The 15196-nt window shown below is 64.7% G+C and carries 13 protein-coding genes and 1 tRNA gene; 4 read left to right on the top strand and 10 right to left on the bottom strand.

Going from position 1 to position 15196, the window contains the following annotated elements; genetic code table 11:
* Nucleotides 1-237: 237 nt before the first annotated feature.
* The 3 genes from AB0J09_RS06990 (at nucleotide 238) to AB0J09_RS06980 (ending at nucleotide 3108) form a co-directional block, all read left to right on the top strand.
* On the top strand, nucleotides 238-483 hold the full coding sequence (locus AB0J09_RS06990) for a hypothetical protein (protein ID WP_360686393.1): 246 nt from the start codon (nucleotides 238-240) through the stop codon (nucleotides 481-483).
* On the top strand, nucleotides 480-1733 hold the full coding sequence (locus tag AB0J09_RS06985; protein WP_360686390.1) for a M28 family peptidase: 1254 nt from the start codon (nucleotides 480-482) through the stop codon (nucleotides 1731-1733). The genes AB0J09_RS06990 and AB0J09_RS06985 overlap by 4 nt, the downstream gene beginning before the upstream one ends.
* 553 nt (nucleotides 1734-2286) lie before the next feature.
* On the top strand, nucleotides 2287-3108 hold the full coding sequence (locus AB0J09_RS06980; RefSeq protein WP_360686387.1) for a hypothetical protein: 822 nt from the start codon (nucleotides 2287-2289) through the stop codon (nucleotides 3106-3108).
* A 52-nt stretch (nucleotides 3109-3160) separates the two neighbouring features.
* Here AB0J09_RS06980 and AB0J09_RS06975 read toward each other — a convergent pair whose 3' ends face one another.
* The 5 genes from AB0J09_RS06975 to AB0J09_RS06955 form a co-directional block, all read right to left on the bottom strand.
* Nucleotides 3161-3586: an arsenate reductase ArsC gene (locus AB0J09_RS06975; RefSeq protein ID WP_360686384.1), complete on the bottom strand. Its 426-nt coding sequence runs from the start codon at nucleotides 3584-3586 to the stop codon at nucleotides 3161-3163.
* Nucleotides 3579-4694 (bottom strand): ACR3 family arsenite efflux transporter, encoded by a 1116-nt coding sequence (gene arsB / locus AB0J09_RS06970; RefSeq protein WP_360686381.1) that lies wholly within the window; start codon nucleotides 4692-4694, stop codon nucleotides 3579-3581. The genes AB0J09_RS06975 and arsB overlap by 8 nt, the downstream gene beginning before the upstream one ends.
* A gap of 11 nt (nucleotides 4695-4705) precedes the next feature.
* The gene (locus AB0J09_RS06965) at nucleotides 4706-5047 is read right to left on the bottom strand and encodes a metalloregulator ArsR/SmtB family transcription factor (RefSeq protein ID WP_229824702.1); all 342 of its coding nucleotides are present in this window, start codon (nucleotides 5045-5047) and stop codon (nucleotides 4706-4708) included.
* Between the two features lie 312 nt (nucleotides 5048-5359).
* Nucleotides 5360-6367, bottom strand: coding sequence for a GNAT family N-acetyltransferase (locus AB0J09_RS06960; RefSeq protein WP_360686378.1), 1008 nt, complete (start codon nucleotides 6365-6367; stop codon nucleotides 5360-5362).
* Between the two features lie 244 nt (nucleotides 6368-6611).
* Nucleotides 6612-6935, bottom strand: coding sequence for a metalloregulator ArsR/SmtB family transcription factor (locus tag AB0J09_RS06955; RefSeq protein ID WP_360686375.1), 324 nt, complete (start codon nucleotides 6933-6935; stop codon nucleotides 6612-6614).
* Nucleotides 6936-7251: 316 nt separating this feature from the next.
* Between AB0J09_RS06955 and AB0J09_RS06950 the strand changes: the two genes are divergently transcribed.
* Entirely contained in the window at nucleotides 7252-8883 is a 1632-nt protein-coding gene (locus AB0J09_RS06950) for a restriction endonuclease (RefSeq protein ID WP_360686372.1), read from the top strand.
* Nucleotides 8884-9056: 173 nt separating this feature from the next.
* Here AB0J09_RS06950 and AB0J09_RS06945 read toward each other — a convergent pair.
* The 5 genes from AB0J09_RS06945 to AB0J09_RS06925 all read right to left on the bottom strand — a co-directional run bounded on the left by AB0J09_RS06945 (nucleotide 9057) and on the right by AB0J09_RS06925 (nucleotide 15109).
* Nucleotides 9057-9122: transfer RNA gene (locus tag AB0J09_RS06945), tRNA-Arg, on the bottom strand.
* Between the two features lie 314 nt (nucleotides 9123-9436).
* Complete coding sequence (locus tag AB0J09_RS06940; RefSeq protein ID WP_360686369.1) at nucleotides 9437-10150, bottom strand: Eco29kI family restriction endonuclease; 714 nt, start codon at nucleotides 10148-10150, stop codon at nucleotides 9437-9439.
* 397 nt (nucleotides 10151-10547) lie between these two features.
* A complete protein-coding gene (locus tag AB0J09_RS06935) occupies nucleotides 10548-11159 on the bottom strand; it encodes a hypothetical protein (RefSeq protein WP_360686366.1) in 612 nt (203 codons plus the stop codon).
* Nucleotides 11160-11168: 9 nt separating this feature from the next.
* Nucleotides 11169-12824 carry a DEAD/DEAH box helicase family protein gene (locus tag AB0J09_RS06930; protein WP_360686364.1) on the bottom strand — a complete coding sequence of 552 codons (1656 nt, stop codon included), beginning with the start codon at nucleotides 12822-12824 and terminating at the stop codon, nucleotides 11169-11171.
* Between the two features lie 8 nt (nucleotides 12825-12832).
* Nucleotides 12833-15109, bottom strand: coding sequence for an ATP-binding protein (locus AB0J09_RS06925; RefSeq protein ID WP_360686361.1), 2277 nt, complete (start codon nucleotides 15107-15109; stop codon nucleotides 12833-12835).
* Between the last annotated feature and the right edge of the window lie 87 nt (nucleotides 15110-15196).

The following is a 15196-nucleotide window of genomic DNA, read 5'->3' as shown; positions in this document are numbered from 1 at the left end:
GCGACTGGACCGGCCCCGCCTCGGCCACCCTCATCGGCGCCGCCCGCACCGCCCGCGGTCTCGCCACCGAGATCACCACCCAGCTTTAGGCGCACGCACTTCGGTGCCATTCACATCTTTGATTCGACCTCCGTCTATCTTGACGAGCATCTAAGCAGCGTGAGATTGTGACTCCTGATTCGACACACATCTAAGTGTTGATGGCCTCGACCTCGCACCGGCAGAAGGGCAACCACCATGACGACGAACCAGACCAGCGGCGGTTTCATCGGCGACCTGGCAGAGGCTTTCGCCCCACCCGCCGCCAGCGGCTGCTGCGGAGCTCCTGCCTCCCCGGCCCGTGAGACGGCCCAGCAGGAAGAGGCCGCCGCCACCGCCTGCTGCGGTAGCACGTCCGCCGCCCAGCAGGCCGCCCAGGCCGGCTGCTGCGGTCAGGCGCCGGCCCCGGCCGCCGAGGCAGCCTCCACCGGCTGCTGCGGATGACCTCCACCATGCCGGACCTCCCTCAGGCGCCCGGCCTGGCCGCCGTCGTGGAGCGGGTGTCGGCGGCGCGGATGCTGGCCACGGTGCACGAGCTGGCCCGCGACCACTACGCGGGGCGGCGCGTGGGCACGCCCGGAGGCCGTGCCGCCGCCGCGTGGCTCGCCGAGCGGCTGCGCGAGCTGGGCGCCGAGGTCGAACTCGACTCCTTCCCCGTCGCCGACGTGCGGGAGCTGTATGCCACCCCGGTGCTCGAATGGAGCACAGACGGCCAGGCGCTGCGCCTGGAGCACCGCCTTGACTTCGTCGAGCACCTCGCCTCGGCCGACTTGCCGAACCGGCGCACCGCGCCGCTGGCCGCTGCCTCCGAGGCCGACCTGCACGGCCGATGGGTGCTGGCCGAGGCCGGAGGCTGGGCGCAGGCGTGCGAACGGGCCGAGGCCCACGGCGCGGCCGGAGTGCTGGCCTCGCGCGGCACCGACGCCGAGGGGTGGATGCCCAAGATGATCGCCGGACCGGCCGCCCGAGCCGTGCCGATCATCGCCCTGCGCGCCGACCAGCACGCCCGCTTGGCCGACGCCCTGGCCATCAGCCCGGTGCAGGTCACCGGATCGATGCCGCTCCGGCAGATCTCCACGGAGGGCCACAACGTCCACGCCCGCTTCCCCGCCTCCTCCCGCGTCAGGGGAGCGGGGACCGGGCCGCGGGTACTGTTGACCGCGCACTACGACGGCGTCGGCGACGACCCCGGCATGCGGCTGCCCGCAGCCGCTGACAACGCCTCCGGCGTGGCCGCCGTCCTGGAGGCCGCCCGCGTTCTGACGGCAGACCTGGCCATCCGGGCCGACCTGGCGGTGGCCTTCCTGGACGCCGAGGAGAGCGGGGCGTGGGGCTCGGCCCATCACGCGCCCGCTGTGCCGTCCGACACGTTGGTGATCAACCTCGATGGTGCCGCACAGCTGCATCAGGCGGCTTCCGTCGAGGCCGGCGGACCCGCCCACGCCCTGCTGGCCACTCTCGACCAGGCCGCCCGCCTGACCGACGTGCCGCTGCGAGCGGGCGCGATGGCGTCTGACAACCGCCGCTACGCCGCCACCGGCCTGGCCGCGATCGGCATCGGCATGGGCATGCCCGGCTACCAGACCCCCGCCGAAACCCCCGACCGCGTCCAACCGGACACCCTGGTGGCAGCGGCCCGGCTGCTGGTGGCCACCGTGTGGCTCCTGGAGCCCTCGATCGCCTCAGCACTGTGACGGGCGTGCGCAGCGCCATGGTGTGAGCGGGATCGTCATGGACGTGCGTCGGCCTCCGGCGACGTGGCAGACGCCTCCACCGGCGATCCGAGCGTCGGCTGCGGGAAGGACGAGGACTGGACGGACGAAGGCGCCGTCGCTGGTGGGGACCCGGCAGGCGGCTCGGCAGACTCGCCTTCTGCGCGACGGGCCAACTGACGGCGCGCCAGCGCGATGGCGGCGTACAGACCGGCCGCGGCGGAGGCCACCTGCAGGAGGCCGGCGAGAAGGTCGAAAATCGGCATGGCGTTCTTCCTCGTGAAGGCGGGCACGCCGTCAGGCGGCACGCAGCGTGTACGGGAACTGCTCCCCAGCACAGCGGCAACCGAGGGTGACCAGCTAGATCAGGGGCCAGGCGCAGACCGAAGTGATGCCAGGGCCGATCGTCCGGGGCCGCCCCCGGCGGGCCGGCCCCGGGTCGGCAGCCATTCGGGGCCATTCGGGGCCAGGGGCGTCTACGCTGTGATCCCCGGCGGACGTCGGCGCTGCCTACGAGATCAAGGAGCGTGCGCTCGTGAAAGATGCCGCATCGGCCAGCGCCTTAGGCAAGCAGGACCCGCCGCTGGCCGATCCCGACCAGGTGCAGACCCTTGGCCAACTCGCTCAAGCACTGAGCCTGCTACTGGCCGGCTCGGGGCTGTCGATGCGGCAGGTGGCGAACCGTACCAGGCACGACCCCGTGCGGGTGGCGCGCGAGACCTGCGGCAAGATGCTGCGGGGCGAGCGCCTGGCCAGTAAGGCTGTCACCCTGGCGCTGGTGACCCACCTCGGCGTTCAGGCACCAGACCTTGATGCCTGGGAACGCGCCTGGCAGCGGGCCTTCTTGGACGAGGGCGGAGTACGCACCGCGCCACCGCGAGGTCAGATGGCCGAGCTGCGCGAACTCGTCACGGCACTGCAGGAGCGCCTGGAGGCGCAAGAGAAGGAACTGGCCGCCCTACGCGGTGCGATCTCCAGCGCGGCTGCGTCCCCTCCGCCGGCCCAGGACGGTTCCACGCGTCGTTCCTCTGCCGGAGGCCATGCCAGCATCAAGGCGATCGCGCTGGAGATGGACGTGCACGATCAGATGCGCGCCGCCGTGCCCGAAGTGGCGCGCGAAACGGTCGCAGAAATCACCCAGCGGGTACGGCGCCGCGACATGGCGCTGGAGTTCGAGGTCAAAGACCAGTTGCGCGCGCAGGTTCCGCAAGTCAGCAAGGAGATCATCCGGGCTCTGGCCGAGCAGGTCGCGCGCCGCGACCCACTGTTGGAGGTGGACTTGCTCGACCACATGCGGGCCGCGGCGGCGGACGCGGGACGCGACGTGGTCACGGAGATGGCTCGTCGCCTCACCTGACGTCCCGTCGACCGGCACCAGCCCGCCCGCCGGCGACCCGGCGCCATCGCCGCTAGGGCAGCAGATCCGCCACCAGCTTCGCGACGCGATCCTTGATCTCCTCCCGGATCGCCCGCACGGCCGCGATGCCCTGCCCGGCCGGGTCGTCGAGCTTCCAGTCCTCATACCGCTTGCCGGGGAAGATCGGGCAGGCGTCCCCGCAGCCCATGGTGATGACCACATCCGAGGCCTCGACCGCGTCGATGGTGAGGATCTTGGGTTGGGCGGCGGTGATGTCGATGCCGACCTCGGCCATGGCCTCGACGGCGACCGGGTTGACCTGGTCGGCGGGCGCGGACCCGGCGGAGCGGACCTCGACGTGGCCTGCCGCCAGGTGGGTGAGCCATCCGGCGGCCATCTGGGAGCGTCCGGCGTTGTGCACGCAGACGAACAGGACCGAAGGCTTACCGGTGATGGTCTCGGGGGCGTTCTCAGGCACGTGTGGGCTCCTCGGTGGTGGGGTGGAACAGGCGGCGGCCGGCCAGGCTGACGTAGACCAGGGCGACCAGGACGGGCACCTCGATCAGCGGGCCGACCACTCCGGTCAGGGCCTGGCCGGAGGTGACGCCGAAGACGCCGACCGCCACGGCGATGGCCAGCTCGAAGTTGTTGCCGGCGGCGGTGAAGGCCAGCGTGGTGGAGCGCTCGTAGCCCAGGCCGATCAGCTTGCCGGCCAGGAACGATCCGCCCCACATGAGCGCGAAGTAGACCAGCAGCGGCAGCGCGATGCGCGCGACGTCGCCGGGCTGGGAGGTGATCGTGCCGCCTTGCAGGGCGAACAGGATGACGATGGTGAACAGCAGCCCGTACAGGGCCAGTGGGCCGACGCGGGGCAGGAAACGGCTTTCGTACCAGTCCCGGCCGCGGGCGCGTTCGCCGAGCTTGCGGGAGGCGTAGCCGGCGGCCAGCGGGATGCCGAGGAAGATGAGCACGTACTGAGCGATGTCCCAGGCCGAGACCTGAAGCGCGGACTGCGCGAGGCCGAGCCAGCCGGGCAGCACCTGCAGGTAGAACCAGCCCAGCGCGCCGAACGCGACCACCTGGAAGACCGAGTTGAGCGCCACCAGCACGGCGGCGGCCTCACGGTCGCCACACGCCAGGTCGTTCCAGATGAGGACCATGGCGATGCACCGCGCGAGCCCGACGATGATCAGGCCGGTGCGGTACTCGGGCAGGTCCGGTAGGAAGACCCAGGCCAGCGCGAACATGACGGCAGGGCCGAGCACCCAGTTCAACACCAAGGAGGAGAGCAGCAGGCGGCGGTCACCGGTGACGGTGCCCAGACGGTCGTAGCGGACCTTGGCCAGCACCGGGTACATCATCAGCAACAGCCCGAGCGCGATCGGCAGCGAGATCTCGCCGACCTTCACCGCCTCCAGCGCGGTGTTCAGTCCCGGTACCAGGCGGCCGAGCAGCAGCCCGGCGGCCATCGCCGCGATGATCCACACCGGCAGGAACCGATCGAGCGTGGACAGGCCGGCGATGACGCCCTGCGCGGGTGCGGCGGTCGGCGAGGCCGATGAAGCCGGGGACGTGGAAGAGGACATCGCGCTGCTCCTCAGACGGTGGCGGGCACGTCGAGCAGGGCCGACAGCTCACCCAGCGTCTCGGGAACCAGCCGGTAGTACACCCAGGAGGCGCGCCGCTCCGAGGTCAGCAGCCCGACCTCCTTGAGCACCTTCAGGTGGTGGCTGATGGTCGGCTGGGACAGCTCGAACGCGCCGGTGATGTCGCACACGCACACCTCGCCGCCGGCGCGGCTGGCCACGATGGACAGGATGCGCAGGCGTACGGGGTCGCCCAGCGCCTTGAACACCCGCGCCACCCCGGCCGCCTGCTCGGCGTCCAGCGGCTCGCGCATCAGCGGCGGGCTGCACTCCAAGAGCTCCAGAGGTTCCACATCTACTCCGTATAGACAGCCATCGAAATCGACGTCTCTCTATATTGACACACATCAAAGCCTGGAAGAGCTCGCGGAGCGTGTGTGAGATCTCGTAATGGCGAAGGCCCTCGCCGACTCGGCGAGGGCCTTCAGCCACGAGTGGGTACCGGTGTGCGTGTCGCCTCTCGGCGAAGGGCACAACGCGACTCCAGCCGAACGGTAGTCCGCGAAGGCAACAGGTGAGGCCCGGGGACACTGGGCACACCGGCCACGACGGATGTAACCATCAGATGGCCATCCCTGTTCCCGGTCACCGTCCCGAGCGGCGAATCAGGCCCCGGTCAAGGTGCTACGGCGCTCGATCATCAGCACGTCCCGCCAGAGACCGTGGTGGCAGCCGATGCGCTCGCGGGTGCCCACGACGCGGAAACCGAGCGCTTGGTGCAGGTTCAAGCTGGCGGCGTTCTCCGGGAAGACACCCGACTGGATCGTCCAGACGCTGGCGTCCTCGGTGGCGGCGATGAACGCCTCCAGCAGCGCCCGGCCGATCCCGTGGGCCTGGCAGCCGGGGTGGACGTAGATGCTGTGCTCGACCACCCCCGCGTACACCGGACGGGACGAAACCGCGGAGGCCGCCACCCAGCCGAGCACCTCGCCGGAGTCGGCGTCCACGGCCACGTACCGCAGGTGGGGCAACCGGCTCGCGGTGAACCCCTCCCAGCTGGGCGCGGTGGTCTCGAAGCTGGCCTGGCCGGTGTCCAGCCCGGCCTGGTAGATGGCCAGCACCTCGGCGGCGTCGCTGTCGCGCATCGGCCGGATCTCCAGACCGGGCCCGATGGCGGGCTTGACGGCCTGGACGATGGCCGAGTGCACCCCGTCACCGTGATCGGCGGTCAACGTGATGGCGATCCGGACGAAGCCGGCCGCGACGAGCAGGTTCCGGTACTCCTGCACGCTGAGCGACCCGGCGGCGCAGCCGATGCGCTGCTCGGCCCGCTGTCGCGCCTGCTCGTCGAGCACCTGGGTGGTGACGACGTCGCTGACGCCGACCCGTCCGCCGGGCCGCAGCACCCGGAACGCCTCGGCCAGCACTGCCGCCTTGTCGTCGGACAGGTTGATCACACAGTTGGAGATGACCACGTCGACCGTGTGGCCGGGCAGCGGGATGGCCTCGATCGTGCCGTGCAGGAACTGCACGTTTTGGACGCCAGCCTGTTCCGCGTTGCGCCGAGCCAGTTCCAGCATGGCGGGGCTGGCGTCCAGGCCGAAGACAGTGCCGTGCGGGCCGACGCGGCGGGCCGACGCGGCGGGCTGACAGCAGCACGTCGATGCCGCCACCAGAGCCCAGATCGAGCACCGTCTCACCAGTACGCAGCTCGGCGACGGCGACCGGGTTGCCGCACCCCAGGCTGGCTCGAAGCGCCCCGTCGGGGAGCGCGGCGGTGTCGTCGTAACTCGCCGGTCCGAAGCCGCCATCGGTGAAGGCGACGGGATCACAGTCGGCGATGCGCTGCCCGCTCAGCGCGCTGCGAGCCAGGGCGGAGTAGTGGTCGACGATCTCGTCGTGCGCCATGAGATCTCCTCAGTCACAGGTCGGCGCGGTCGGCGCCGGGTTGCCCATCACCACGTCGGCGGCGGTGGGGAAGCAGCTCACGCAGTTCTCGTTGATGCGGTACAGGCTCGACGTCCCCTGCCGCTCCACCAGGACGAACCGCACCTCGGACAGGATCTTCAGGTGGTGCGACACCGTGGACTGCCCCACTCCGGAAGCGGCCACGATCTCGCCTACGCTCATCGGCTCACGCCGCCGGGCCAGCAACGACACGATCTGGATGCGGGTCGCGTCGGCCAACGCCTTGAACCAGCTCGCATACTCCTCAGCCTCGGCACGCGGCAGAGGCCCCATTGCTCCATTCATCGAGAATCGACGATAGACGATGAAGCGTCACGCGTAAACGGCCTACGCGCCAAACTTGCATGAGGTGTGCGGATTGCTACGTCGCGGATGGGGATACGTGCGCGTCGATGCAGATCCTCAAGTGGCATCCCAGTCGAGTGCCTCTGGTCCCGCCCTCCTGCGTCTCGAAGGGTGACGTGATTGGGACGGCCTACTGCCCGAGATCTGTTCAGTCCATTAGCAGAGAGTTGCCCACTCGATTTACGATCACGTGCAGTAGAGCTTCGTCTTGGATGCTTCAGCTCCCTACCGTCTGGAGGAAGCTATGGCCAAGCGCCGCGGGCAACTTACGGACCGGCAGAGGGAGCGCGCCAGGCGGTTGCGTCTGGAGGAGCAGGCAAGACGAGCGCGAGCGCAAGCCGAGCTCAAGGCGCAGCGGGAGCGGCAGCGCGCCGAACGAGCCGCCGCGCAAAAGGCCGCAGCCACGGAACGAGAGCGCAAGCGCCTGTACGTCGAAGGCCGCAAGGCTGAAGCGGCCGAGATGACGGCAGACGTCGCCGAGACGATCAAGACGTTGGATTCTGTGTTGATCGCCGGCATCGGCCAGCAGATTTCCGTGACGTTCAGCTCCTTGAGGCGTACATATGACGCCCCGCCATTTGATCCTGGTGGCCTCGACCAGCCAGATCCACGGCCTTCCTGGGCGCAATTCGCGCCACGGCCGCCAGGCATGTTCGGACGTCTTCTCGGTGGGGACGCCCGATACGAGCAGAAGGAGGCGGAGCAGCGTCGCCTCTATGAGCAAGCATGTGCTGAATACGACACTCGTGATGCTGAGCGGCATCGCCGTCTGGATGAGCGTTACCGTGCCCACCAGCAACGGATCGCCCAGGAGAAGGCCCAGGTAGATCGCCACAACGGCGAGATCGACGAGTTCGAGCGCGCCGTACGTGCAGGGGAGCCAGAGCCGGTCGCACAGTACTTCACGATGGCCCTCGACGCCTCGGTCTATCCCGATGACTTCCCTCACCAGACTCGTGCCATCTATCGGCCTGAGGCGCGGGAACTGGTTGTGGATTACGAGCTTCCGCCGCTGAAAGTCGTTCCGACGGTGCGGGGATACAAGTACGTACAAACAAGGGATGAGATGGATGCCATCCCGGCGTCCAAGAAAGAGATCGATGCGCGCTATGCGAGATTGATCGCGCAGGTTGCCATTCGGACTCTGCATGAGATCTTCATCGCAGACCCCGCAGAGCTTGTCACGGTTGCCACATTCAAGGGCCGCGTCTCGATCAAGGACAAGGCCACCGGCCTGCCGGAGCGTCCGTACTTGATCGACGTCAGCGCCGAGCGCGAACTCTTTTCCACCTTCGTACTCGCTGATCTCGACCCGGTTTACACCCTCAAGAAGCTGAACGCGCTCGTCTCTCCACACCCCTATGACCTGGAAGCGGTGCGGCCGGTGGTCGACTTCGAGGCGCTGCTCGCGCAGTACAAGTTCGTCGAGGGGATCGACGCAATGGCGGGGCTGGACAGCAGGCGCGATCTGCTCGGGCTGTCGCCGGCCGAATTCGAGCACTTCGTGCGCCAGCTCTTCGAGGCGATGGGAATGAAGTCCTGGGTGACCCAGGCTTCGCGGGATGACGGCGTGGACGCGGTTGCGATCAACGAGGACCCGATGTTCGGGGGGCTCTGCATCATCCAGGCCAAGCGCTACAGCAAGGCGGTCGGCATCGAGGCCGTGCGTGCCCTGGCTGGCGTCATGGAGGACAAGCGTGCGACGAAGGGCATCCTCGTCACCACGTCATGGGTGGGCACGGACAGTCGTGATTTCGCTGCACGTCATGGACGTATGCAGATCATCGAGTGCGAAGAGCTCAAGTACCTGTGCAGGGAATATCTGGACCTTGATGTGCTGATCAGCCTGCCGAAGGCGCCACCGAAGCGCTCGTGACGAAGCGGCGGGCTTTCTGTCTGCCTCGGATCAGACGATCATGCTGCGTCTTGGGAAGGCATTGGGAAGGATCAGCCGCAAACGATCAGTGTCAGCCGTACGGCACCGGACACATCAAGAAGCCCTTGACTAGCGTTGCTGCTGGTCAAGGGCGTTTCGCTGCTGGTAGAGCCTGGTGCCCCCGGCAGGATTCGAACCTGCGGCACCCGCTTTAGGAGAGCGCGGGCTGTACGGCTGGCTTACATGCTCTGACCTGCGTAGATGCTTCGCGCCGCTTGCGCTACCTGAAAGATCATCCCGTACATGTCCCCGCATCCGACGAGGCTGGCCACCACGTAACTCGGTGGCAGCGGACCCAGGACCGTAGGGCTGCTATGGGCCGTAGGAGCGGAAGGGATGCGGCAGGCCTTTAGTCGTCGCAGAATGCTTGACCTGCGGGTCGATCTGATGGGGTGGTATAGGCAAGATCGCTTCTTGTGCCTCTTCACCTCCCCTGGTGTGGCAGCAACACCTGATCCAACAGTGTGGGAAGACGAGGCGAGTAAGGTCCATATTAGTCAAGGGAGAAGAGAGCCGGCTCGTCAGGCGTATCAGTTAGAAGAGAATTTGGTACAGGCTGATGCTGAATGATGGCGGTGATAGCACGACGAATACGGTCCTCGAACACGTCTGCCGATTGGGGGTGAGAATTCAGCTTCTCGGCCCAGGAGCGGCCAGGATGTACCGTGTCCCACGGGGAACGAGCCTGATCGTAGCGACCCTTGCCCGGATCGTTGTTCCCAAAGCCATCGAGGATTTTATTCCAGATGGGTGTATATCGCTGGAGTAGCCCATATTCTCCAAGGGGAATCCAGATATCCCGCACCCGAAGGTAGCGGACCCGGAAGTCACTGATTTTGAGCGTATCTTGAGCGGCTTCAATTGAGCGCAGGTGTTTACTGATTCGTAGGAATAGAGTCTTGTCCTTGACCTTCTGCACGTTGCCGTGGCGGCTTGCTCCGGCAGCCGCTTTGCCAACGTAAATAGGTACGGCCTCTGGGCCGATGTCAAGATCTTCGGGTTTGGCTTGGCGACGACATTGTTCGGAGAGAGGGGCATAGAGTTCAAAGTCCCCTACGTAGTACAGGGCGTAGAGGCCAGCCCCAGTGAAGCTTGGCGGAGGAAGGCGGTGGACCGGTTGGCGCTCAAGCGCATCGGCGACTCCTCGCGCAAGGTTCTCCTCGTCCAGGGGGTTGTAAGGCTCGTGGCCTTCGTGGGCGTTCGCCATGATCAAAGACTACGTTTATGGTGACATTGGCGGGCATAGCCATCCGAATCGTTATCTTTGGTCGAGGTGTGAGACGCATCTGCTTGGTGCAGTGCACCTTGGCTCGAACGCTAAGGAGCGTCTTTGACCGCGCGCGGGCTGAGGCCGGGCGGCAGCGTTCCGGCAGCACCTACGGTGCCCGGCGCGTGCACGCCGGGCACCAGCTGGGCCACAACGTTCCAGTCAGCTACGGCGCAGTGGAGCTACTGATGCACCGCGCAGGACTGGAAGACCTGAGCGGCCGGCGGTCTATGCGGCGGCGCACCAAGCCGTACCAGAATGTGATGAGAAGGCGACCCACGGAAACACTATTCTAATTAGGGGGCAGTGTGAGTGAATCGTCAAATGGAATCTGGGTCTAACCGATATAGTCGGGATTCTGAATCTTGGAGCGATGCAAGTAGCTCATGTTAATCTTGCAGTGTGCTGCTATATTTTTGTACAGTGCTTTATCTTCATCGGCGACATTCTCGCCATCTCGGATAGTAATCACGATCGCCGGTTCATGCCGATTCCTGATCGCCACTTCGAGCGCGGCGTAGAGAAGGTCTTTGAACTGCGCGTCCCGACCCCAGAAGACGTAGCGTTCAACCTTGCCGTCGGTCGCTAGACAGCGGTTAGGCTTCACGTCTATCGTGTCAGACATTATGGCCCAATCTGGCCCGACCGCAGCCCTAACGACTTCCTCGGGTCCCCGAAAGCGTGTGGGGATGTAGCGCACGTAGTGCCCAATTCCCTCTTGTGATCGGGCGTATTCCTTCATTGGAACGTCCTTGAGCCAGACTCGGATGTCTTTCTCTGCGTGGTGCTCGATCAGCACGCCGCCGACTCGTGGGTCTTCTACCCACTTGCGATACTGGGCTGTCTTTTGTGTATTGCTCAGGAACTCCCAATCCATCTGATCCGCTTGCCGGTACACCTCAAGGAGAAGACGCTCACGCAAGTCCGGGGGAAGATTCAGGCGTGGCATGAGTCACTCCTAGGTGTTGGGGATGGCCGGGAATTGGAGGCGATATTCGTCATATGCGGTTTCGAGGCTGGCCGCGTCCTTGATCCATTCGTCCATGAGTGTAGCGACTCGCTGATCGCTGAAGTCAATACTCGATGGTGTTATGTGAGCAAGGGTTTCGATCTCGCCATCCCCTTCCAAGGACCGCTTCAGGTTGAGTGCCGCCGCGATGCGACGGAGATCGCTTACGAAGTCCAGAACCACAACGCGATCTTTTCCCTCGCGAAGTCGAAGCCCACGCCCCAACTGTTGGACAAAGATTCGTCGAGAGTGGGTGACTCGGGCGAAGCAGAGGATGTTGACGTCGGGGACATCGACTCCCTCGTTGAGGATGTCCACCGCAGCGAGAATCGGCACCTCGCCGGATCGAAAGGCAAGCAGGCGTTTTTGCCGTTCACGCTTTGGCAAGCCCGCGTGCAGCGCGAGGGCGCCGGACCAGAGCGGAGTACGGCGCAGCACATCAGCCAGGCGTTCGGCGTGTTGAATGGTCCGGCAGAACACGATGGCCCGTGGCTTGGCCGTGGATGCCCAAACGGTGCCGAGTTGATCGCGAATGGCCTCGTCTCGCTGGGGGAGAAAGAGCCGGGCGTTGAGTTCAGCCAAGCCATAGGAATGGGCGCTTGCCTGCTTGACAGTGTCCCAGTCGATGTCGTCGACGAATAGCTTGTAGTCTACTTGAGCGAGGTATCCACGCCGCATGCCTTCCTCGATGCCGAGGTTGAAGCTCGGTGGCCCGAGTTGTTCGGTGATGTCGTGCGCGTCGCCCCTCCACGGTGTGGCTGTAACACCGAACTGCCGGGAGTGCTCAAGAGTCAAGAGCAGCTCGTCATATTGTCCACTCGCTCCGAGATGATGCACCTCGTCGATCATCACCAGGCTAGGGCGGTAGCCGAAGCGGACGGCGGGAAGAGCGGACGCGACGGTGGCGCAGGTGAGTCCTGACAAGTCGTCCGGCCTCGTCTCTCCGGTGAGGAGACGAGTCGGAACCTCCTTTGGGAGGTGTCGCCACAGTGCGCGTTCAAGCTGAGCGACCAGATCCCGTGAATGGGCTACGACCAAGACTTGGTCACTAGGATGCCGCTCAAGGTGAGTGCGGATGACCTCACCGCCAACAACGGTCTTGCCAAGGCCAGTGGCGAGTACGAGCAAGGCACGGCCGGTGTTGTCCAGGTCGTCGTTCAATGAACAAAGCGCTTCGGTTTGATAGGGCCTAGGGATGACATGGCCGAAGCGGGTCGGAATGCGATCGAAGCTGGTTAGCAAATCTCCACCAGTCCATAGAAGGATAGGTGGTCCGAGCCGAGCAAGATTGGCGGCACGTCGCTGAGCGTCTGGGCTAAATCGAGTGTTGGTTACGACGACGGCTCGATGGGCGCGGTAGCTGTCTCGGGCCCGTGCGACCTCATCAATCGCTTCGGCGCCCACCGCGCCCCTTCGCTTCCATTTGCATTGGATTACCCAGTCCTCTCCGCGAAGGTGGGCGAGAATGTCTCCACCTTCGTCGCCTGGCCCGTCGATATTCGCGACCGACGTGGACCCTAGATGCCAGAGCAGGCGCTCGATCTGGCGAGGAAACTGAAGAGGCCCGGCATCCAGGAGGGAGGCCGGGGAGAGGAAGCTTCGCACGCCGCCGCCTAATCGTTGTCTGCTAGTTCGCGGACTATGAGCCGGCAACTAGAGCGAATTCGAGCGAGTTCTTCTAGATCGAGACGTGGCCGGTGTTGCTCCAGGAGTGCGAGATCGCTGAGCGGATTGATGAGGCGTTCCGTAACAAGTTCCTTGGCTGTTATGTCCGTCAGGGTCTTGTAAGGACGTGTGAAGACCTTCCCATCTAGGAATGTCGCGGGAGACGCGGCGACGAGTCTTACGATAGCGTTAGCGGGAATGTAACGCACGAATTCCCCGCTACTAATTGTTTCGTCCCAAGTCGTGACGCTGGGTGATTCAATCGCGAATCGCCGCTCAGAGCTAGCACGTTCAGCCTCAGTAAGGAGCTCCCAGTGCGCGGCTGGATTCTGAGCAATTTGGGGAACCATGCCAGATCGGACCTGATCCAAGATCCTCTCGGCCTCGTCCGCGAGAGCGGCGGGAGTGAGTTTGGGAGAGGTGCTCCGCGCCTTCAGATGGGCGACAATCTCGGTGAGCGGCATGCTCACCTTGTTCGCGCGAACTCTCATGAACTCCGCAACTTCGACCAGGGCTAGATCACGGACGTCTGTTCCCTGCTCCTGAAAGAGCGGAGCGTCCACGTTGACGAATACTTCCAGCTGTGGCGCTCGCTTCATAATGGCGACGACAGGGGCTGGGGTGTTGTCCTTGTTCGAGAGCTGCTGGCCGCGCACAGTCCAGGCTGTAAGGTCCACGGTCCCTAGATCGGGCAGAGAATAACTGCCTGTGAGATCGAGAATGCGCTCGCCGTGGTCTCTGTATCTCTGGAGTCGCTGATCAAGGGTTTCCTCGATGGGGTCTGGTTCCTGAGCGGGAGGGGTCGGTGAAGGCTGGGTCCCCGTTGAGGGGTCACCGGCCCCCGGCTCAGGGGTGACCGGGTCGGCGGGGAGCCCGGGCAGGATGTCGCCGCCCTGTGGGTTCGGGTCGGGAACTGCGGGGTGGTCATGTTGATAGGCGGCCTGATACCAAATCTCATCGGACTGGTACGCCTCTTCTTCCTTACGGAAGAGTGCCGCCCATTCGAGTGCCTTGTCATGGAGAGGCGAGTGGCCATCGCCGGGGATGAGGTAGTTGAGCCCTGGGTCCTGGCGCCGGTATCCCCTAAAGAGCAGGGCGAGCGGGCTGTCATTCTCTGGTAGGCCGAGGCTCTTGGCGATGTTCGGACGGATGGGGCTTATGCCTCGGATGGCGTGAATAACCTGGCGCCATTCGTGGGTTTCGAACTCGAAAGCTGTCTTCTGGTAGTTCGGTGCGACGTGATCGCAGTGAATCTCTCCGACAAAGCGCCCGGTTGGGATCTTGGTGTCAATGGGGTATTCGAGTTCAGGCTCTGAGAGCTCATCTTCATCTTGCCAGTAGAAGACGCGCTTGTCCTTTAGAAGGATCTTGCGGCCGTTGCGAAGGAAGTCTAGGCCGTAATCCGTCTTGTGGATATATCGCTGAATACCGATCCAGCCCCAGATGCGTCGTGAGCGCAGCTCAAGTCGTTCTTGGCCGCATTCCTCGCATCGCTCGGCATCGGCACGGCTCCAGTAGCCGCAGTCCATGCACGCCTTCTTGTCCTTGAGTGGCTGGTCAATCCGCTGGATGGCGTGAATCTGCACACCTTGGCGCGTGACATAGCGGTTTTCATCCCACACACAGGGGAGGCGTGGCTTGACCTTCTTATTGTTAATCGTAAGTAGGAAGCCGCGCTCACGAAGCAGGTAGCTGTAGATGTCGCCGAGCTTCTCGCGGATGACATTCTGTGTGTTGGGACGCTTAAGGGCATCGAATTGCTCAGACTTGAGATCACTAACCGTTACGGTGGTCCCGTGCTCAGCGGGATCTGCCTTGGGTACTAGGCGATAGGGTGCCTGGTACTGGGACGACTCCGCGATCTTAGGGAGGTCAAGCACGACCTCGACCCACGAGGGATCGCCAGCGCGACTGGTTCGAATGGTAGTGTGACGGCCGAGTCTTGCGGTGCTGATGTTGAAGCCCATGCCGAAGAGGCCTAGCGAGCCGTGGCGGCTATTGCTCGTCCAGCCAGCGCTAATGGCGTTTGTGACCGCCTCCAGGCTCATTCCGCGACCGTTGTCCTTAACCACTATCGCGGCTGTCGACCGGGTAGCTGTGGCGGTGGGAAGCGTAATTGAGACTGAGGGACGTTCTTCTATCTCGCCAGCAGCCTGAAACTCGTCAAAAGAGTTGTCGACGAGCTCGGCGAGGCACTGCCAGTGAGAGAACTCGATGTCGCCCAACACGCCGAGGATACGCGGGTGGGGGGTGACATTGATGAACCGGTTCTCGCTCACAATCGCTCGCTTCCGATGCAGGACTCTGTTCGC

It is taken from the genome of Nonomuraea sp. NPDC049784 (assembly GCF_040659615.1).
GTDB lineage: Bacteria > Actinomycetota > Actinomycetes > Streptosporangiales > Streptosporangiaceae > Nonomuraea.
This window is presented reverse-complemented; position numbering and strand designations above follow the sequence as displayed.